The sequence below is a fragment of the Haloarcula argentinensis DSM 12282 genome (genome assembly GCA_000336895.1).
In the GTDB taxonomy this organism is placed as follows: Archaea; Halobacteriota; Halobacteria; order Halobacteriales; family Haloarculaceae; genus Haloarcula; species Haloarcula argentinensis.
Genome location: AOLX01000014.1, coordinates 553,135 through 573,034 on the forward strand (window position 1 = coordinate 553,135; position 19,900 = coordinate 573,034).

14 protein-coding genes are annotated in these 19,900 nt (G+C 61.7%); 8 read left to right on the plus strand and 6 right to left on the minus strand.

All coding sequences use genetic code 11. From position 1 onward, the window contains the following. Nucleotides 1-95 precede the first annotated feature (95 nt). Nucleotides 96-548 carry a universal stress protein gene (locus C443_RS06370; protein WP_005534826.1) on the plus strand — a complete coding sequence of 151 codons (453 nt, stop codon included), beginning with the start codon at nucleotides 96-98 and terminating at the stop codon, nucleotides 546-548. Nucleotides 549-573: 25 nt separating this feature from the next. Here C443_RS06370 and C443_RS06375 read toward each other — a convergent pair whose 3' ends face one another. From C443_RS06375 to glpA, 3 genes are read right to left on the minus strand one after another with little or no spacing between them, the layout of a single operon-like run. Continuing rightward, nucleotides 574-1,950 (minus strand): anaerobic glycerol-3-phosphate dehydrogenase subunit C, encoded by a 1,377-nt coding sequence (locus C443_RS06375; RefSeq protein WP_005534829.1) that lies wholly within the window; start codon nucleotides 1,948-1,950, stop codon nucleotides 574-576. Further along, on the minus strand, nucleotides 1,947-3,221 hold the full coding sequence (glpB, locus tag C443_RS06380) for a glycerol-3-phosphate dehydrogenase subunit GlpB (protein WP_005534831.1): 1,275 nt from the start codon (nucleotides 3,219-3,221) through the stop codon (nucleotides 1,947-1,949). Before glpB ends, C443_RS06375 begins: the two co-directional genes overlap by 4 nt. Continuing rightward, the gene (gene glpA, locus C443_RS06385) at nucleotides 3,211-4,941 is read right to left on the minus strand and encodes an anaerobic glycerol-3-phosphate dehydrogenase subunit GlpA (RefSeq protein WP_005534833.1); all 1,731 of its coding nucleotides are present in this window, start codon (nucleotides 4,939-4,941) and stop codon (nucleotides 3,211-3,213) included. Before glpA ends, glpB begins: the two co-directional genes overlap by 11 nt. A 349-nt stretch (nucleotides 4,942-5,290) precedes the next feature. Here glpA and C443_RS06390 point away from each other — a divergent pair, with 349 nt between their 5' ends. The 4 genes from C443_RS06390 (at nucleotide 5,291) to C443_RS06405 (ending at nucleotide 11,819) form a co-directional block, all read left to right on the plus strand. Then, a complete protein-coding gene (locus C443_RS06390; RefSeq protein ID WP_005534835.1) occupies nucleotides 5,291-7,834 on the plus strand; it encodes an extracellular solute-binding protein in 2,544 nt (847 codons plus the stop codon). A gap of 128 nt (nucleotides 7,835-7,962) precedes the next feature. After that, on the plus strand, nucleotides 7,963-9,495 hold the full coding sequence (glpK, locus tag C443_RS06395; protein WP_005534837.1) for a glycerol kinase GlpK: 1,533 nt from the start codon (nucleotides 7,963-7,965) through the stop codon (nucleotides 9,493-9,495). 3 nt (nucleotides 9,496-9,498) lie between these two features. After that, on the plus strand, nucleotides 9,499-10,581 hold the full coding sequence (locus C443_RS06400; protein ID WP_005534839.1) for a hypothetical protein: 1,083 nt from the start codon (nucleotides 9,499-9,501) through the stop codon (nucleotides 10,579-10,581). A gap of 62 nt (nucleotides 10,582-10,643) precedes the next feature. Further along, the gene (locus tag C443_RS06405) at nucleotides 10,644-11,819 is read left to right on the plus strand and encodes a Cdc6/Cdc18 family protein (RefSeq protein ID WP_005534841.1); all 1,176 of its coding nucleotides are present in this window, start codon (nucleotides 10,644-10,646) and stop codon (nucleotides 11,817-11,819) included. Between the two features lie 30 nt (nucleotides 11,820-11,849). Here the strand turns inward: C443_RS06405 and C443_RS06410 are convergent, their stop codons facing one another. From C443_RS06410 to kdgK1, 3 genes are all read right to left on the minus strand, one after another. Then, nucleotides 11,850-12,821 (minus strand): ROK family protein, encoded by a 972-nt coding sequence (locus C443_RS06410; RefSeq protein WP_005534842.1) that lies wholly within the window; start codon nucleotides 12,819-12,821, stop codon nucleotides 11,850-11,852. Between the two features lie 52 nt (nucleotides 12,822-12,873). Further along, on the minus strand, nucleotides 12,874-14,664 hold the full coding sequence (gene pyk, locus C443_RS06415) for a pyruvate kinase (RefSeq protein ID WP_005534843.1): 1,791 nt from the start codon (nucleotides 14,662-14,664) through the stop codon (nucleotides 12,874-12,876). Between the two features lie 100 nt (nucleotides 14,665-14,764). Beyond that, nucleotides 14,765-15,724, minus strand: a complete 960-nt coding sequence (gene kdgK1 / locus C443_RS06420) for a bifunctional 2-dehydro-3-deoxygluconokinase/2-dehydro-3-deoxygalactonokinase (protein ID WP_005534844.1) — start codon at nucleotides 15,722-15,724, stop codon at nucleotides 14,765-14,767. Between the two features lie 336 nt (nucleotides 15,725-16,060). On the opposite strand from kdgK1, the gene C443_RS06425 reads away from it, so the two are divergent. From C443_RS06425 to C443_RS06435, 3 genes are read left to right on the plus strand one after another with little or no spacing between them, the layout of a single operon-like run. Next, the gene (locus C443_RS06425) at nucleotides 16,061-17,269 is read left to right on the plus strand and encodes an ABC transporter substrate-binding protein (RefSeq protein WP_005534845.1); all 1,209 of its coding nucleotides are present in this window, start codon (nucleotides 16,061-16,063) and stop codon (nucleotides 17,267-17,269) included. A 2-nt stretch (nucleotides 17,270-17,271) separates the two neighbouring features. Next, nucleotides 17,272-19,194 (plus strand): HAMP domain-containing protein, encoded by a 1,923-nt coding sequence (locus C443_RS06430; protein WP_005534846.1) that lies wholly within the window; start codon nucleotides 17,272-17,274, stop codon nucleotides 19,192-19,194. 56 nt (nucleotides 19,195-19,250) lie between these two features. Further along, entirely contained in the window at nucleotides 19,251-19,673 is a 423-nt protein-coding gene (locus C443_RS06435; protein WP_005534847.1) for a hypothetical protein, read from the plus strand. Nucleotides 19,674-19,900: the final 227 nt, after the last annotated feature.

Sequence of the window (19,900 nt, forward strand, 5' to 3'; positions counted from 1 at the left end):
CACTGAAGCTCACCGGTTGAGGCATCGTTACAACGACTTACTACGAAAGTAGTACCCATCGAAGGATTTACGCGTCTGCCCCCGGAGTAGCCGGTATGGCACTCGAAACTGTTCTTCTCGCAGTTGGACCGAACGACGCCGACCGAATCGACGAACTCGCAGACGCTGTGCTCGATATCGCGAGCCCGGCCGGTGCGACGGTCATCGTCGCACACGTATTCACCGACGACCAGTACGACGGCGTCGTCGACAGGCTCGAATTCGAATCGACTGGCGAAGCCGACCCCGACGAGGTTGCCGACCGTCACACAACCGTCCGGGAACTCGTCTCGCGGTTCAACGACGCCGGGCTGTCGACACAGGTTCGAGGTGCTGTGGGCAACCACGGCGAGCAGATCGTCAGCCTCGCCGAAGCCACGACCTCGGACCTCGTCGTCGTCGGCGGCCGCAAGCGCTCGCCGACCGGGAAGGCCGTCTTCGGCTCCACCGCACAGGAAGTCATGCTGAACGCGCCGTGTCCGGTTACGTTCGTCCGCGGCGAAGACTAAGACCGCAGAAAACGAGCTTTTCCAGTTACTCTACAAGCGCGGCTTCGAGGAGTTCGAGCGGATGTCGGATCTCGTAGCCGCTGCCGTGTTCCATCTGCATCGCGCAGGTCGGGCACTCGGTCATGCCGGTTTCACCTTCGGCGTGCTCCATGTGCTCGAACATCTCCTCGCCGATCTCCATCGATTTCTCGTATTTCTCCTCTTTCCAGCCGTAGGTCCCCGAGATGCCGGAACAGGAGTCGCCGACGTCCTCGACTTCGGCGCCATCCAGGTCACGGAACAGTTCGACGGCCTGTCGGTCCAGTCCCTGATTCCGCGAGTGACACGGGGCGTGGTAGGCGAACTCTTCGGCGAGGTCACCGTCCACGTCGGCCGCCTGCACTTCGCCTTTGAGGTCTTCGTGGATGCGGAGGTACTCGACGGCCTCGAAGGTGTTCTCGGCGACCTTGTCGATGCCGTCGATATCGAACAGTTCGGGGTATTCCTGTCGGAGCGCCATCGAACACGAGGTACAGGAGGCGATAGCGTGGTACCCTTCGTCGACGAGTTCGGACATCGACGAGACGTTCGTCTCGGCGTGGCGGCGGGCGTCGTCGAGCATCCCGTTGGCGAACATCGGCGTTCCAGAGCACTTCTGTTCGGGCGCGACGACCTCGTAGCCGAACTCCTCGTACACCCGGACCATTGCCTTGCCGACTTCCGGCGTGTTGTAATTGGAGTAACAGCCGTGGAAGTACGCCACCTTCTTGTCGGCGTCTTCGGGGAGTCCACGCCGTTTTCGTGCCGCCTTCGCGTTCTCCCGTGACTGGACCTGCCCGCCGCGGTCGGCCCACCAATCGCGAAAGGTCTGTTTTGCGAAGGCAGGGAAGTCACGCTCGCTGGTAACGCCGAGCGTCTTCTCCATGACCCAGCGGGCCGGGCCGAAGTTCATGGCGAAGTTGGCGAGTCGGGGGACCTTACTCGCGAAGAACGCGGAGGTGCGGTAGTTCGCGAGGATGCGGTTCCGGATGTACTCGACGGAGAGCTTGTCCATCTGCTCGCTGACGTACTCCCCGCGGGCGGTGTTGTGCATCTGGCTGAGCGGGACGCCCGACGGGCAGGCGTTGTCACAGCGCATGCAGTTCGAGCAGTCCATCACCGAGTCGTCGATCTCGTGGTCGTCGTCGGACTGCTTGAGCCGCCACTGTTCGGGGCCCTGGAACTTCGGGCCGGGGAAGTCGTCGTCGACCTCCGCAACGGGACAGTTCGTGTCGCAGGTCGAGCATTTGTAACAGGAGTCCGCGCCGGGACGGAGGTCGAAGTCATCGCTGTCGGGGAAGACATCGACTGGTTCGAACTCCTCGCCTGTATTCGGTGCTACCGGGTCAAACTCTGTCTCTGGTGGGGTCTCAGCGTCACTCATCGTGCCTCCTGTGCGGCGCGCTGGCCCGCCGCGTAGCCTGTTGCAATCGAGACGCCGCTACCGGATTTCTCGGCGGCGAAGTCGTAGCCGCCCAGCACCGAGCCGGCAGCGCGCAGGTTCTCGAACTCGCTGTGCTCGTTCGCATCGAGGGGCCGAAGGTCGTCATCGGTCGCCACGCCGTAGCGAGCGAACTCGTGGTCGCCGAACAGTTCGCCTTCGAACCAGTCGTAGCGGTCCGCAGCGTGGGGAACGTGGCAGTCGAACACCGGTTCGTACACCCCATCGCGGTCGGACTCGACGCCCTTGCCGACGAAGCCGCCGGTCGCGAGGACGTACTGGTCGGCGCTGTTGGGGATCTTCGCGCCGTTTTTCTCGATAAATACCTTTTCGATTCGGTCCTCGCCCTCGAAGTCGACGACGGGATTCCCGGTCTCGATGCTGGCCCCGGCCTCGTCCAGTGCCGAGAACAGCGCGTCCTCCAGTCGGAGACCCGGCAGGGACGGCGGCCCCATCGGGACCTCGAACACGTCGACGCCGAGGTGGTCGCCCAGTGCGTCGCGGATCGCGCCGGGGTTGTCGTCGCCGAGAATCGCCGGGAAGCCGACCCGCTCTTCGCCTTCCAGCAGCGGGTTCACACGCTGGGCCAGCGCCTCGCGGGCCGGGACCATTCGCCCGCGGACAGCGACCTCGCTGTTGGTATCGAGCAGTTTGGCATACCGTGTGACCTTCGCGTCCGCACGTAGGTCGCCCGGGAACCGGATCGTCTCGCCGCGCACGTCGAACGGGACGCCCGTCGCATCGAGGTGGGCGGCGACGTGCGGGGCGTCGAAGTCGACCATCTCCTCGATGCCGACCAGCAGCGTGTCGCGGGTGTCACTGGCCAGGCCAGCGCTGGCTCCGGCCGGGTAGCGGGCGGTCGGTTTGATACTCCCACCGTGGGTCGGCAGGAGCGCGTTCGTGTCCGTGTGCTCACCTTCGTAGGTCGGGACCGCGTCGTCGAACAGCGACAGTGCGTTCCGCACCGTCTGGACGCCCACCTTTCGGTAAGGATGGGACTCTGGCAGCGACGGAATCGCCTCGTACGGATCGGTCAGCGGGCCGTCGCCGTTCGGCGTGTAGCCGAGCACGTCTACCAGGCCCGACGCCTGTCGGAGCGTGCTCTGTTTGTAGGAAACCAGTCGCACGTCGGCTCCCTCGCGGGCGGCCGCCAGCGCGCTGGTCAGCCCGCCGAGGCCGCCGCCGATGACGAGTACCTCCGACTCAATAGCCATCTGTCCCTCCGTCAGCGGCTACGTCCGCGCTGTCGACGCTGCTGCCTGTCTGGCCGCGGCCCGAATCGAACGCCGAGAAGTCGACCGGGTCGCCGTTCGCCGGGTCCTGGTCACGGTTCTGCGTGGTGGCGTGCAACGCGTAGTTCAGCGCCGCCTGTGAGAGTTGCTCGCCCCAGAGGGCGTGGCGCTGACCCTTCCAGCGCTCTTGGAGCAGTTCGTCCCAGGCCTCGCGGACGACCGGCTCGTCGTACTCCGAGTGGAGTTCGCTCGCCATCCGGTGCGAGCAGAAGCCGCCCTGACAGTTCCCCATCGACGCGCGGGTTCGGATGCGGACGGCGTTGAGGTCCGAGCCCGAGCCCTCGATAGCGTCCTGAATCTCGGCGCGGGTGACGCCCTCGCATTCGCAGACAGTCGGGTTCGGCCCGTCGGTTTTGAGCACGTCATCGGCCCGGGAACCGAGTCGCTCGACGCTCCGGCGGCCGATCGGCGACCGGAGCCCGAACTCGTCCATGTAGTCCCGGAGCACCGAGAAGTCCTCGCTGCCCGGCAGTGGTTCGTCGGCGGTCCGGCAGTCAGCGTCGATGCCGAACTTCCCGCAGACGTGGTCGGCGATCTGTTCGCCCATCATTCGGTAGGTAGTGAACTTCCCGCCGACGATGCTGGTCATGCCGGGCAGGTCGTCGCGCTCGTCGTGGTCGAGCAGGAAGAAATCCCGTGTGATGTCCGTCGGGTCGTCACTGCCGACGTCCGGTGGTTCGTACAGCGGACGGACGCCCCAGAACGAGCGGATGGTCCGGGCTTCGTCAAGCATCGGAATCAGCTCCGAGAGGGTGTCGATCATCATGTCGACCTCCCACTGCTCTTCGGGGTAGTCCTCGGGGTCTTCGACCTCCTCGTCGGTCGTGCCCAGAATCGCAGTCGTCTCGTGGGGCACGACGATGTCGGCGTCGCCCTTGGGACGACAGCGGTTGATGACGGTATCGACCTGACGGATGTTCATGATGGTCATGACACCTTTCGAAGGGCGAACTTCGATGTCCAGCCCGGCCATGTCGCCGATGCGGCCGGCCCAGGCTCCCGTCGCGTTCACGACGTAGTCAGCACGGATTTCCTCGGTTCCGCCTTCGGTGCCGTGGACCCGCTTTCCGGGACCGGAGTCGTGTTCGACTTCGATGCCGACTACTTCGCCGCTTTCGACGATGAGGTCGGTGACTTTGGAGTGGGTCTCGATGCGTGCGCCGTGTTCCTGTGCGCTCGCGGCGTTCGCGACGACCAGTCGGAACGGGTCGATAGCCCCGTCAGGAACGCTGATGGCCTTGTCGATGTCCTTCGCCAGGTGTGGTTCCATCGCGCGTGCCTCCTCGCCCGAGACGACCTCGGCGGGAATACCGCATTCCTCACAGCCGTTGAGCTTCTTCTGGAAGTACTCCTCAGAGTCCTCAGGACGCTTGACGAACAGGCCACCGGTCATCTCGACACAGTGGCTTGCGATATCACGCAGAACTCGGTTTTCCTCGATACACTCGGTCGCACTGGCCTGGTCTGAAACGGCGTATCGACCGCCGCTGTGGAGCAGCCCGTGCATCCGACCGGTGGTCCCGTGGGTCAGATTTCCCTGTTCTACGAGGGTCACGTCGAGCCCGCGCATCGCGAGGTCCCGCGCGATGCCCGCCCCAGTCGAGCCGCCACCGATGACGGCGATGTGTGGTGTCGGTCCCATCTATCTTTCCGTGGGTTTGGAGCGCATACACTTCACTTTACCGTTGCTGGTGTTTGGGTAGTAAATTTTCTAAGTAATCATGAGGGATAGCTCAAACGCGTACTGTTAATTGTGGACTATTAGCATACAAGTCCCACTAACTATTGAGCGGAGGAACTGTACGTTCCTTGCCATATACTGATTATAGGTGAATATCTTCAATTTTTGCAGCTTCAGTACGGCTGTCTTGGCACTGTATCTGTACCCGAACAGTAGTTATCACTCCTACCGTTTCGACAGTAACTATTATATATTTTGATAGTGGACTATTCCCGAGAACGTGTTGGCCGTTCGGCCAACGGGAGTGACAATGAGTAAATGGAACCCACTTGACTCAGAAGACGACCCGCCTGATGGAGAACGTACCGACGGCGGCGTCACAGAGGGGCGGGATGGAAACGAGTCGGAGACCGAACCGCCGTCGGCAGGCGCTCTCCAGAAGGACACAGAGACCGAAAACGACCCTGAACAGGCGAAACTGGAAGCACGATGTGAACAACTGGCGGCGGAACTCGAACAGGAGCGGGCGGAACGTGAAGCGCTCGAAACCGCTGTCGACCGTCTCACTTCTGTTGCCAAGGCGAACGCCGACGGCGACCTGACTACGAAACCCGGACAGCCACCAGCTGAGGCGGCTGAACCGCTGTACGACGCATACAGCGAACTGCTCCGGGAATGGACTGACACCGTCGACCGAATGGCGTCGTTCAGTGAACAGGTGACCGCCGCAACGGAACAGGTCGATACCCGTCTCGGGTCGGTCAAGTCCGCCAGTCGGGACGTGAGCGGCGCTGTCGGCGAGATTTCGACCGGTTCGGACGAGCAACGCGACGAGATACAGTCGATCTCCGACGAGATGCGGAACCTCTCGGCGACGATAGAGGAGATAGCGAGCGCCGCAAACGAGGTCGCAGACACGTCCAGCGAAGCCAGCGTTCGAGGCGAATCCGCACTGGAGTCGGCGTCCTCGGCGATGACGACGCTCGACCGGCTGACCGACAACGCCGAAGCGACCGTCGACAAGGTCGAACAACTGAACGACCTGCTGTCGGACATCGAGGAGATTGTGGGTTTCATCACGGACGTCGCGGACCAGACCAACATGTTGGCACTGAACGCCAACATCGAAGCGGCCCGAGCAGGGGAATCCGGCGACGGGTTCGCCGTCGTGGCCGAGGAGGTCAAATCGCTCGCGACCGAGACGAAGGAAGCGACCGACGAAATCGCGGCTTCCATCCAGGAAGTGCACGAACAGGCCGACGCAACGGTGTCAGAGATGTACGACACTCGGGAAAGCGTCGAGGACACCCGGTCGTCGGTCGCCAGCGCACTCGACGAACTGGATTCCGTTGTTTCGATGGTCGAGGAAGTCGATTCGAGCGTCCAGGAGATCGACGATGCGACGGATACGCAGGCCGACTCCACACAGGAAGTCGTCTCGATGGTCGACGACGTCGAGGACATCAGCACCCGGACGGCTGAAGAGGCGGCTATCGCCGCCGACGCCGCAGCGGACCAGACGACGGAACTCGCGGAGGTTTCGACGCGGGTCTCGACGCTCACCGAGCGGGCCGAATCACTGGACGCGTCGCTGGATTCGTTCGAACTTGCGACCGGTTCGGCGGCGGCAAACACGGACGGAACCGTCGTCGAGTTCTGGCACGCGATGGGTGGGCAAAAAGCGCTACTGCTTGAAGAACTCGTTCGCGAGTTCGAATCACAGACGGAGGGTATCAGTCTCACACTGCGGTCGAAAGGGAGCTATCGCGGAACCCTCGATGCGACGCTGAACGCCGCCGAAAACGGTGACCCACCGGCGATTGCGCAGATATTTGAGATCGGTACCACGCGTGCGCGCGACAGTGGACACTTTAGGCCCGTCGAGGAACTCCTCCCCGCAACCCACATCGACTCGCTGCTTGACCCGGTCACGAACTACTACCGGTTCGACGGGAAGCTCCACTCGCTGCCGTTCAACGCGTCGAACCCGGTGATGGCCTACAACCGCGACGCGTTCAGGGAGGCGGGGCTCGATCCCGATTCGCCCCCGGAAACTCTCGCTGACGTGCGAAGCGCGGCTGCGCAGCTCGTCGACGGGAGAGGCGTGGACACCGGTATCACGTTCGCGAACTACTCGTGGTTCGTCGAACAGTGGTTTGCCGAGGCTGACCAGCTCCTCGTGGACCAGAACAACGGGCGGTCCGGGTCACCGACGGAGAGCTATCTCGACGGGGCGTTCGCCCACGACTTGTTCGAGTGGTGGAAAGACCTCGAAGCGGATGGACTGTACCACGACCCCGGAATCGAAGCCAGAGGCGCGGCTCGGGCCCATTTCGCCGAGGGGAACGCCGCGATGCTGATCGGCTCGACGTCGTCGCTGAACAGCATCGAAAGCAGTGCCGATTTCGATGTCGGGACCGGCCGGTTCCCCGTGCTCAACGACCGGACCGGCGTACTCGTCGGCGGCGCATCCCTCTGGGTCGGCGATGCCGTTTCCGAGGCCGTACACGACGCTGTCGGCGAGTTCCTCACCTGGCTTACCGAACCAGCCCAGCAACGTCGGTGGCACCAGGAAACCGGGTATTTCCCGGTCCACGAAGAGACGATTCCACAGCTCCGGGCTGACGACTGGTTCGACCAGAACCCACACTACAAGACGGCGTTCGACCAGCTCATTGAGACGCGCGATACCACCGCAACGCGGGGCGCACAGATCGGCCCGTTCGATACGGTTCGAACAATCATCGAAGACGCAGTCGACAGTATGGATGGGCCCGATTCGGTCCCGGCCGCACTCGATCGACTCGACACACAGGTCACAAAGCAGCTTGAGCGGTACGATTCCGACCGGTAGCGCCGTCTCCTCCTTTCTTTACTAGCCAAACATCACCATTAGTAATCTTTATAATGGTTCACTATGTTGTTTACTGGCAAGGTGGTAGCTTTCATAAATAAGCTACCTCCACCACGGAGAACACAACAATGGCAGACACATACGTTGGCGCGATCGACCAGGGAACGACCGGGACCCGCTTCATGGTGTTCGACCATAGCGGCCAGGTCGTTGCGAACGCCTACGAGAAGCACGAACAGATCTACCCGGAGCCCGGCTGGGTCGAGCACGACCCCGTCGAGATCTGGGAAAACACGCAGGAAGTCGTAACGAAGGGGCTGGCGGATGCAGGTGTCGGTGCCGAACAGCTTGAGGCGCTCGGCATCACGAACCAGCGTGAGACGACGATCGTCTGGGACAAGGAGACCGGCAAACCGGTCCACAACGCGCTGGTCTGGCAGGACCGCCGAACCACCGACCGCGTCGAGGAAATCCAGGAAGAGGACAAAGTCGAGTGGATCCGGGGGAAGACCGGGCTGGAATGTGACGCTTACTTCTCGGCGACCAAGACCGAGTGGATCCTCGATAACGCGGAGCCGCTCAAGATGCAGAGCTCGCGTGGCGCTGACCTCCGCGAGCGGGCCGAAGACGGTGAACTCCTCATGGGCACCATCGACGCGTGGCTCATCTACAAGCTCACCGGGAACCACATCACGGATGTCTCGAACGCATCGCGGACGATGCTGTACAACATCCACGACATGGAGTGGGACGACGAACTCCTCGAAGAGTTCGGCGTTCCGAAGTCCATGGTTCCGGAAGTCCGCCCGTCCTCCGACGAGAGCCTGTACGGGCACACTGACGCGGACGGCTTCCTCGAAGAGGAGGTCCCCGTTGCGGGCGCGCTGGGCGACCAGCAGGCCGCGCTGTTCGGCCAGACTTGCTTCGATAAGGGTGATGCGAAGAACACCTACGGCACCGGCGCGTTCTACCTGATGAACACTGGCTCCGAAGCAGTCGCCTCGGATAACGGCCTGCTGACGACCGTTGGCTTCCAGATGTCCGGTGAGCCCGTCCAGTACGCGCTGGAAGGCTCCATCTTCATCGCTGGCGCGGCCATTGAATGGCTCGAAGACGTCGACCTCATCAACAACGCCGCCCAGACGGCGGAACTGGCCCGCTCGGTTGAATCAACCGACGGTGTCTACATGGTGCCGGCCTTCACGGGTCTCGGCGCTCCACACTGGGACGGGCGCGCACGCGGGACGATTGTCGGTATGACTCGCGGAACGCGAAAGGAGCATATCGTGCGTGCGACCCTGGAATCCATCGCGTACCAGACCCGCGACCTCGCGGAAGCGATGGAGGAAGACTCCGGTGTCGAGATGACGACGCTGCGAGTCGACGGTGGTGCAGTCAAGAACAACTTCCTCTGTCAGCTCCAGTCCGACATCATCCAAACGGACATCGCTCGACCGCAGGTCGACGAGACCACTGCCCTCGGGTCGGCATACGCAGCCGGCCTCGCCGTCGGGTACTGGGACACCGTCGACGAACTCCGGGACAACTGGCAGGTCGACGAGGAGTTCTCGCCGGAGATGGACGTCGAGAAGGCAGACAAGATGTACGCCCGCTGGGACGACGCCGTCGACCGTTCCCGCGACTGGGCACAGGAGGAATAACAGATGGCAATCGCATTCGGACTCACGGCAGTCGATATGCTCGTTCTCGCCATCGCGGCGTTCGCGGGCGGCGCGTTCGGAGCATCTATCGGTGCACTCCCGGCGTTCTGTTTCACCGGCTTCATGGTGCTGATTGGAGAAGCCGGTAACGTCGTCTCAGAGTCGTTCGTCGGCGGTTCGCCTGACGTCATTTCCGGTGCCGCCGGTGGGTACGGAGCCGGCATCGTCGGCCCACTGGCTTTCGGTCCCGTGTTCGGGCCACACGTCGCCTTCGCTGGTGGTGTGGCAGCAGCCGCTTACGCCGCGAAGTACGACGGAATGTACGAGCCGGACGACGGTGACTACCACCCGGCGAAGGACATCGCCTACGCCCTCGGTACCCGACCGGACGTCCTTGCTGTCGGTGGGGTATTCGGTATCCTGGGTATGGCGATCCGGCAGACGTCCGGTGGACTCGGGGTTCCGATCGATCCGCCTGCGGCAGGCGTCATCCTGACCGCTGTTATCGCCCGTCTAGTCTTTGGCTACCCGGTTATCGGCCGTGCCCGTGGAAGCGGCCTGCTCGATATGTCGCCGTTCGAGAGCGGAAAGATGCGGTCGGGTGAGGAAGTCGCAACGGACGGTGGAATGGCCGCCGAGCGACCGGCTGTCGAGCCGTGGCTGCCACACCAGTACAAATGGACACACGTCGCAATGCTCGGCCTCATCACCGGCATCCTTGGTGCATACATCTTCGCGAAAACCGGGAGTCTCTTCCTCCCATTCGGTATCTCAGCAGCGAGTCTGCTGTTCCTGAACCTCGGTGTGGAGAAATTCCCGGTTACGCACCACATGACGCTCCCGGCAACGTTCGTCGCCAGCATGGCGATGACGGACGGAGCAAGTGTCCTAGTCGCGCTCGGCCTAGGCGCGTTCTTCGGTATCCTGGGTGCGCTGTTCGGTGAGGTCTACCAGCGCATCTTCTACGCGCATTCGGATACGCACTTTGACCCGCCAGCCGCATCGATTATTACGACGACTCTCATCCTGGGCATTCTGGCACTGGCTGGAGTGTTCACGACGTCCGCCGCTATCCCTCTGCCGTAAGAACTCATACGGCTTTTTATTTACAGGTCCAATCGAATATACACACGATCTAATTGCCAAGCATGGACATCGAAGCGAGAATCAAGCGTCGACAACGCCGGAACGGTGAGCCACGGCTCATTCAGGATTACGAGTCGATCTCACCGGTCGTCCACATAGAGGAGCCGGCTGACCGCGGTCCAGTGCTTGAACGGCTTCTCGACCACCTTGATCCGGTGTTCGACGGGCAGCTTCCGCCGAACGCGTACGTGTACGGACCCCGTGGTTCAGGGAAGTCCGCAGTTATCACAGCGCTTTTCGCCAATTTAGAACAGCTTCCCACGGAGCAACAGGCGATCATCCACACGACGACCCGTGCACAGCCACCGACCTCGCCGTCGTTCGTGTACGTGAACGCCCGAGAGACCGCGAGCGAGTTCGCGTTCTACCATGCAGTGCTGGACTCGCTTGTGGACGACTCGGTGCCGGAACACGGGATCGGGACGGAGACGCTCAAATCACGACTCCACGAGCTAGTCCGAGAGCAACGCACAGGTATCGTCATCGCGGTTGACCACATCAGCGAACCGGAGAGCATTCAGGCCCCGGCTCTTGTTGACCTGTTTGCTGGCTTACCGAGTAACGTCAGCTGGCTCGCTATCGGTCGCGATGACCCGTCGGCAACTGAACTGACGCGGTACACCGCCGAGTCGATCAGTATTGACCGCTATCAACGGCAGATGCTTGTCGACGTGTTGATGACCAGGGCCTCGAACGGACTGGCCCAGCAGGGGCTCGACCACAGCCTGGCGAGGCATATCGCCGATTGGGCGGACGGAAACGCCCACGATGCCCTTGCCGCGCTGTTTATCGCCGCGGAGTTTGCCGAGGAACGGGGACAGGACCGCATCACACAGGCCAACGTCGACGCGGCCATCGCGGAGGTGCCCGATCCCTGCGTTTCGTTGGGGGTCGTCCTCTCCCTGCCGACGAACCGGCAGGCCGTCCTCAGAGAACTCATCGACTTAGAGGAGAGCGAACGCTCCTCGGTAACGGCAACGACGGAGGCGATTGCGTCGGTAGAATCGGTCGATCTCTCCGCCGGGACCGTCAAGCGGTTCCTCTACGAAATGGCGGAATCCGGTGTCGTTGATCGTGTCGAGGCGACGGTCACTAACGGTCAGGGACGCCCGCCAAGCCGTGTCGAACCGCGGTTCCCCGCCACGGCCTTCCGCCGGCTGTACGACCTGCAACAGTAGCCCGACGCTCCGCGGGCTGGTCGACGCTTTTCAGACGCGCTGTGATGGGTCACCTGTGCCGCCAGTCAGCGCGGACGCCAGTGCGCCGCGAACCACGACGTCGTCGCCGAACTGCGTCAACTGGATGTCCGGGATGTTCGACATCACCATGTCGTCAAGCCGCTCCCGGATCGGGTTTAGCACCTGCTCGGGGTTGTTGAGCGCAACGGCCCCGCCGACATAAACGACGAGTGGCGCGTACGCGTGAACGATGTTTGCAACGCCGATCGCGTTCCAGTGACAGATCTGATCGAGGACGTGGGACGCGAACTCGTCTTCGCCAGCATACTCGAAGATATCCGCCGCGGAAAACTCCTCAGTCTCGATTGGGAGCGCCGTCTCGACGGGGTCCTCCCGGTGTAACTGCGTGGCGTATCGCGGGATGTTCTCGCCCGAGCAGTACGCTTCCCAGTGGCCGTCGTGGCCGCAGCCACAGGTCATGAATCCGTTCGGATCGATTGTCAGGTGACCGACCTCGCCGGCGTTGCCGTCCCAGCCTGACAGGATGTTCCCGTCGACGGCGACCCCGGCACCGACTCCGGACGAGATAGTGAGATACACCATGTCATCGGGGCTCCGGTCCGAGTAGAACCGCTCGCCGATGACGCCGGCGTTCGCGTCGTTATGCAACGAGACCCGCTCACTGCCGATGAGATTTTCGACCGGCCCGGTCAGCGGAATCCGGTCGATGGTGTCGGGAAGGTTCGCCGGGTTTTCCACGACGCCTTCGGCCAGATCCATCGGACCGAAGGAACCGATCCCGGCGGCAACCACGTCTGTGGGTGCGATGTCGGCGGCATCACAGGCCTGCCGGATCGAGTCGAGGACCGCCTCCGTGACCGCGATACCTGCCGGTCCACGCGGTGTCTCAGTTTTGTGTGACGCGACGATCGAGCCCGTCTCGTCACCGATAACAGCCCGAATATGTGTCGCTCCGAGGTCGACCCCTGCGTAAGCGCCCATGCTGGTCGAAGGGTTGCCCCACCGATACTTAACTACACAGATTCTACTGCGGCTAGTAGTCTCGCTCCCTGCCCGAGATGTCCTCTCGCCCAACGGCCTCCTCGTAGACGACGCCGCGTTCAGAATCCAGGGTGACGGTCGACCCGTCGGAGACAGCATCGGGCAGGTCCGCGTTCGATATCATCGGAATCGACAGCTCGCGGGCGACGATGGCCGCGTAGCTCGTCACACCCTCATGGCCGTCGATGATGCCGCCGATGCGGCTAGTGTCGCCGACGAACTCGCCGTCGAACCCTTCCGGAACCGCCAGTATCGCCCCATCGGGGACGTTCGAGAGGTCGCCCGGCGACTCCCGGGGCGGGGCCGTCGAAATCCGATGGACGGGGCCGGTCACCAAGCCGTCGACGATGGACCGACCGCTGGCGACCGTTTCGGCCGCGACGTGGACTTTCAGCATGTTCGCCGTGTTCATCCCCTCCAGTTCGGTCATCATCCCGGACAGGACGACCACTGTGTCACCGCTGTCAGCGGCTTCGGTGTCGAGGGCCGACTGCACTGCTGTCTGAATGACGGCATCAGCGCCCTCGGTAGTGTACTCGGTCGTTACAGGCGTGATGCCCCACGAGAGCGCGAGCTTCCGGCGGACGCGCTCGCTTGGCGTCGACGCGACGATGGGAATCGACGGTCGGTACTTCGCCGATTTCAGGGCGGTGTAGCCGGACTCGGACGCGGCGACAATCGCCGATGCCCCGATGTCGCGGGCGAGGAACCGACCGGAGCGTGCGAGCGCGTCCGTCCGGGTATCACCGGCGTTTGGCACGCGCTGCTCGCGGGACTCAGCGTACTCCTCGCTGCCCTCGACATCGCGGATGATCCGATCCATCGTCTCGACGACGCGAGTCGGGTGGTCACCGATCGCCGTCTCGCCGGAGAGCATCACTGCGTCAGTTCCATCAAGCACGGCGTTAGCCACGTCGGAGGCTTCCGCGCGTGTCGGCCGCCGGGAGTGGACCATCGAGTCCAGCATCTCGGTTGCCGTGATGACCGGCACGCCAGCCTCGTGGCACCGGCGGATGATGCGCTTTTGAATGATCGGGACATCCTCAAGCGGGCACTCCACGCCGAGGTCGCCGCGGGCGACCATCACGCCGTAAGCCTCGTCGATGATCGAGTCGAGGTTCTCGACGGCCCCCGCCCGTTCGATCTTGGCGATGATCGGGATGTCGACGCCGCGCTCTTCGAGCGCCTGGCTGATCTCGTAAATGTCCTCGCCGTCGCGGACGAACGACGCGGCCACGAAATCGGGCTCCTTCTCGGCGGCCACGTCGAGTTCTTGCCTGTCGTTCTCCGTGATGGTCGGCAGGTCGAGTTCGACGCCAGGAACGTTGACGCCCTTGCGGGCGGAGAGCTTTCCGCCGTTCTCGACGGTCGCAAACACTGTGTCGTCCTCGACGCGCTCGACAGTCGTTTCGATGCGTCCGTCATCGAGCAACACGCGGTCGCCCGGTTCGACCGCCGTAATCGACTGCGAAAGACCGACCTCCTCCGGCGTCGCGTCGTCACCGACGACGTACCGGATAGTAGACCCTTCCGTGAGCTGAATCGGTTCGTCGATCTCCGCGGTCCGGACCTCCGGACCTGGCATGTCGAGCATGGCTGCGACCGGCTCCTCGACGGCTTCGTCTACCTCGCGGATTCGATCGATCATTTCACGGCGGTGTTCCGGCGAGCCGTGGCTCGCGTTCAGTCTGGCAACGGACATACCGGCCTTTGCAAGCGACGCGATATCGTCGATCGAGTCTGACGCGGGACCGAGAGTACAGACGATCTTTGCGCTACGCATTGTGACCTCCGTCTCCGGGGAACCACAGTTTACAGCGTTCATAGTTAATCATACCCTGCCGTTCCCCGCGAAGGGATAAGAAGCTTGCTGGACGGCGTAGCTACCGCGAAATCGCTTCCGTGTCGCCACTGAGAACCGAGCGGACTTCGTCGGGCGACACGACCGCAATGTCGCCCGGGATGGTTCGTTTGAGTGCGGCCGTCGCGGCACCCCAGGCAAGCCCGTCTGCAACAGTACCGCCGGAGAGATACTGCGAGAGGAAGCCACCGACAAAAGAGTCGCCGGTCCCGACCGGATGTGCGTCAGTCGACTCGAACGTCGGCTGCTCCGTTACGGTCCCGTCGGCAAGCGCGAGCGCGCCGTCACTGCCGCGGGTGATCACTGTCGCTTCGAACCCGTACTCGGCGGCGAGGTCCCGAGCAATCGTTTCCGCATCACCGGTCCTGTCCAACACGACGTTTGCGTCGCGTTCGGCGACGACGAGCACATCGACAGACGGGAATAGCTCGGTCAGAACTGAACGGGCTTTCGCCGGCGTCCAGAGCTTCGAGCGGTAGTTCAGGTCGAAGCTCGTGGTCGTACCCGCGTCCTGTGCGAGCGAGAGGAGGTCAGCAGTGGTCGATTCGAGCGTCTCGGAAAGCGCCGGTGTGATGCCCGAGGTGTGGAATCCCGCAGCGTCTGTGATGGTCCCCGTCGGAAGTTCAGCCGGTGTAGCGGTTGTGACACTGGCGTTTTGGCGGTCGTAGATAACATCGTTACCCCGTGGTGGACTGCCCTGTTCCAGGTAGTAGGTGCCCTGCCGGGCGCTGTCGGATTCGTCCCAGGCAATCTCGACCGACACGCCGTGGTGTTTGAGTTCACCCGTGACTCGGCGACCGACCGGTGAATCGGGGAGTTTCGAGGTCCACAGCGAATCGAGCCCAAGCCGCTGAGCGGCGACTGCAACGTTTGATTCTGCGCCAGCCGCCTTGACAGTGTACTGGTCTGCGGTCTCCAGTCGCTCATCGTCAGGTGGCGATAACCGCAACATCGTCTCGCCGAACGTCACTAACTCCGTCATATCCGACGTTGCTCACTGGCTGGGTATAAATCCTGGAGAACCAGTCGTCTGACGGGGCTGGTAGTCTCCGCTTACTATATTATAGTCAGTCAATTTGTAGTTTTAATCGCCGAGTACCGTCAGCATTAGTTTTCTCCAAAAGTTTATGTGCTATAGTAATTTACACACGCCAGTATGGATTCAGGGAGAAATGGTGGTGGGCCGTCTGTCTTTAGGCGGAACCTACTCCGCTCGATTGGTGCGGCCGGGCTGACCGGACTTGCAGGTTGTGGTGGTAGCGAGGGTGTGACAAATGGGGACGAGACGCCGACCCCAACTCCAGTTGGAAACTTTCCGGTGTCCGGGGATTCGGTGACGTTCGGTTTTAACGTCGCTTCTTCGGGAGCGTATTCAACGGCCGGTAAGCAGGAACTACGGGGTTTCAAACTCGCGGTCAAACACATTAACAACGGTGGTGGGTGGGTAACGAGCGAGAAGTACGAGTCGCCGCTTGACGGTGATGGCCTTCTGGATAAGGAAGTCGAATTCGCCGTCGAAGATACGGGCGGCAGTTCAGATACCGCCCGGAGCAACGCACAGCGGCTTGTCGATAGTGAAGATGTAATTATGCTTGCTGGTGGCACGTCCAGCAGCTCCGGTCTGGCCAATCAGGAGGTTGCGGCGCAGAACCAGGTCATCTACATGGCAACGATGGGTAACGCGAACTCGCTGACGGGTGCTGACTGCAACCGGTACTCCTTCCGCGAGATGTTCAACAACCGTATGGCGGCCGAAGCGCTGGCCCCGGCCCTCGGTGATGAGTTCGGAGACGACATCAACTACGTCAAGATCTCTCAGGACAACGAGTGGGGACGGACACTCCGGGACGATATGGAGACAACCCTCGGGAATCTCGGCTGGGCACCTGTCTGGGATACGACTGCACAGGTCGGGACAAGCGACTACTCCCAGTACGCAGCAGACATCAAGTCGGTCGATTTCGACGTGATCGTCCTCGGGCTTGGTGGCCTCGACGCAGTAAACGCACTCAGAGCGTTCCGAGACGAGTTCCCGGACTCGAATATCGTCCTTCCGATAGCCTCGAGAGATATTGCCCAGACCGCAGGCGGTGCGATAGAGGGCGTTATCGGAACAGTCGCCTGGAGTCCGGAGATCAACTCGCCGCTGTCGAATACTTTCCGAGAGACGTTCCGTGAAGAGTACGGCAGTTCGACGGGGACCTCGAAATCGGCGTCCCCATCAGGAGCAGCCCACATCGCATACACGCAAACGTTACAATATGCCAGCGCAGTCGAGCGGGCGGGAACGTTCAACCCGATCGATGTCATCGGAGCGCTCGAAGGACACGAGTACGACGCCGGTCTCGGAACACAGACCCTCCGGGCCTGTGATCACCAGGCGATGCGTCAAGTGCCGATTGTGAGAGGAAAGCCGGAGGTGCGGCAGTCCTATGGCAGCTACTACGGCCTAGTTGGAGAACCAGCGGATGTACAGTACGCCTGCGATAGCGGGCCAGCGGCTAACTGTTCGCTTGGGGGGAGCTAAGTATGAGTTCAGGAGATACACAGATACCAGACAGTTCAGAGACCGATTCGAACACCTCCGGTGGGATTCTAGCGACAGTCGTCCCGGATTTTATCCGGCGAAACTTCGCACTCAAATTCGGCATCGTCCTCTTCATTATGGCGCTGTCGGTTGGGCTCATCGGCCTTGCCGCGACAGAGCAAGTCAAGAACTACACCGAACAACAGGTTCTGAGCGACTACGAAAACGCCGCCGCACAGGAGGCAGACATCCTGTCACAGTGGGTTGACCGAAACCGGCTATCGACCCAATTCGTTTCTTCCGACGATATCTGGGCCAGTAGTGATACCGACGATATCGATATCGAACTTAACAATCGGAAAGCCGCCTTGTCCGCAGATGCTACCGACATCCATCTGGTCGAACGGAATGCCGGCCAATCACAGGTTGTCGCCAGCACATCTAACTCACAGGTGCTGACTAACTCACCGCTCGGATCGACGAGCAGGGCTTGGCTTACCGGTACGAACTTCGAAACGGCAAGCGATGTCGTCGTCTCCGACGTGTACCAGACGAACTCCGGCCCGGTCGTCGGCTTCGTCAGTCCTGTTGATGCCTCGCAGAACCGATATATCCTCATCGAGTATTCGCTTGACGAAATCGCGAACTCGCTTCAGGGGAACAACAGGGCCGAAGGCGGATTCACGCAGGTCGTCAACGGATCGGCGGTCGTCATGATCGACGAACCAAGAGACGGGAGCCGCGGCCTCGGCGAAAACATACTGCAGTCGTATAGCTCGAACAGCCCTGCCACCGAACCGATCGACGCGGCAGCTGACCTCCGCTCGTCGGAGCAACAGTCCGGCGTCACCGCTGACATGCCGGCGACCGACGTACTCAACGAGCGCTACACTGTCGGCTATGCACCGATTCAGGGCACTGACTGGGTCGTTCTCGTACACGCACCCAACTCCGCGGTCTTTGGCTTCGTCCAGAACGTCCAGCAGTACGGACTTATCGGCACGGCACTGATGGTGTTGCTCATCGCGGGTGTCGGTGCGATACTCGGGTACAACACGGCAACGTCGATTGACCGCCTGACCCGAAAAACGGACCAGATGCGACAGGGGAACCTCGACGTCGAGATCGCCACCAGTCGCATCGACAATATCGGCCGCCTGTACAGCGGATTCGCTGATATGCGCGACGGACTCAAACAGCAGATCAACGAGGCCGAGCGTGCACAGAAAGAGGCGGAGGTTTCCCGGGCCGAAGCCCTTGAAGTCAACAAATACCTCCAGAAGAAGGCCGAAGAATTCTCCGATGTGATGGAGGAGACGGCCGCTGGCAACCTCACCGAGCGGATGGCAACCGACGGCGAGAACGAGTCGATGGACCGTATCGCCAGCGAGTTCAACGGCATGGTCAATGAACTGGAAAAGACGATCGGTCAGCTCAACAGCTTCGCCGACGAAGTTGCAGAATCCGGAGACGTCGTTCTGTCAAGTGCGGAGTCCGTCCGTGACGCGTCCGAGCAGGTCGCCGAATCGACACAAAAGATCTCCGACGACGCTTACGATCAGAAGGATCGCCTCGCTACTATTTCCGAGGATCTCGATACCCTCGTGGACACACTCGAAGAACTGGAAGCGGAGAACCCGGACATCGACCTGGGCGACTCGCTCGAACGGTTCCGGACAGTTGCGACGACACTACAGTCAGCCGCCGAAACGAGTGACCAGATGATGGCCGAAACCCAGACCGTCGCTGGCGCAGCCGAAGAGCAGGCCGCAGAGCTCAACGAAGTGTCGTCACGGGCCGAACAGCTCAAACGCTACGCGAAGCCACTCGGGGATATCCTGAACCGCTTCGAAACCGAAGCCGAGCACGAGTTCGTCTTCTCGGGCGGTCCGTCACAGAGTCTCGGCGAAGAGGAAGAAGAGTAGCCCGCTTCACTGCGTTTACCGAAACCGATTTTCACACCGGCAACGTATCTCGCTCAATGAGCGACGACACGGGCGATATCTCACGGCCGGAACTCGCCGAGTACTGTCGAACCCAGGCTGCGATTCTTGCGGGGCATCTGGACCAGCGTAGTACGGAGCTCTCCGATTTGCTCGAAGAAATAGAACGGGACACTGCTAACGCTCGTGCGACATTGGCCGAGCGTTCCGGGCCGGATACCGATGCGGAAGCTACTATCGCCGAGATAGAGGACAAACAGGAGCGAGCACAGGCGGAGCAGGAGGAAATCGACGAATACAGGGCACTCGCACAGGGATATACGGATCTTGCCGAACAGCTCGCCGAGGGCTCCGGTGATCTCGAAACCGTTCTTGAATTCGAAATCGAAACCGACGCGCCGACGTATTTCGACGCAGAGACGACGATTCTGGGAGTTGCGACGGGAGAAGACCGGGGCTGAAGATTTTACCGGAGGCCTGATCAAGACCAGGCTGCCATACAACGCTGACATCTGCTGACGGCCATCGTTCTCACGGTGACCCAGTGCTAAATTCGAATAGCTTACGAGCAGAGGTATCCTCACTGCGAGGGTACGTGGCCCGGCTCGGCCTTTCTAGAAGTAAGTTGCCGTCCCAGCGCGATGAGGCTACGCTCATCGAGGTATTGATTCCGGTCCGAATCGGTAGC

Excerpts from the sequence above, each read along its gene's own strand:
- C443_RS06370 (WP_005534826.1), top strand. The coding sequence starts at position 96 with ATGGCACTCGAAACTGTTCTTCTCGCAGTTGGACCGAACGACGCCGAC.
- C443_RS06375 (WP_005534829.1), bottom strand. The coding sequence starts at position 1,950 with ATGAGTGACGCTGAGACCCCACCAGAGACAGAGTTTGACCCGGTAGCA.
- glpB (WP_005534831.1), bottom strand. The coding sequence starts at position 3,221 with ATGGCTATTGAGTCGGAGGTACTCGTCATCGGCGGCGGCCTCGGCGGG.
- glpA (WP_005534833.1), bottom strand. The coding sequence starts at position 4,941 with ATGGGACCGACACCACACATCGCCGTCATCGGTGGCGGCTCGACTGGG.
- C443_RS06390 (WP_005534835.1), top strand. The coding sequence starts at position 5,291 with ATGAGTAAATGGAACCCACTTGACTCAGAAGACGACCCGCCTGATGGA.
- glpK (WP_005534837.1), top strand. The coding sequence starts at position 7,963 with ATGGCAGACACATACGTTGGCGCGATCGACCAGGGAACGACCGGGACC.
- C443_RS06400 (WP_005534839.1), top strand. The coding sequence starts at position 9,499 with ATGGCAATCGCATTCGGACTCACGGCAGTCGATATGCTCGTTCTCGCC.
- C443_RS06405 (WP_005534841.1), top strand. The coding sequence starts at position 10,644 with ATGGACATCGAAGCGAGAATCAAGCGTCGACAACGCCGGAACGGTGAG.
- C443_RS06410 (WP_005534842.1), bottom strand. The coding sequence starts at position 12,821 with ATGGGCGCTTACGCAGGGGTCGACCTCGGAGCGACACATATTCGGGCT.
- pyk (WP_005534843.1), bottom strand. The coding sequence starts at position 14,664 with ATGCGTAGCGCAAAGATCGTCTGTACTCTCGGTCCCGCGTCAGACTCG.
- kdgK1 (WP_005534844.1), bottom strand. The coding sequence starts at position 15,724 with ATGACGGAGTTAGTGACGTTCGGCGAGACGATGTTGCGGTTATCGCCA.
- C443_RS06430 (WP_005534846.1), top strand. The coding sequence starts at position 17,272 with ATGAGTTCAGGAGATACACAGATACCAGACAGTTCAGAGACCGATTCG.
- C443_RS06435 (WP_005534847.1), top strand. The coding sequence starts at position 19,251 with ATGAGCGACGACACGGGCGATATCTCACGGCCGGAACTCGCCGAGTAC.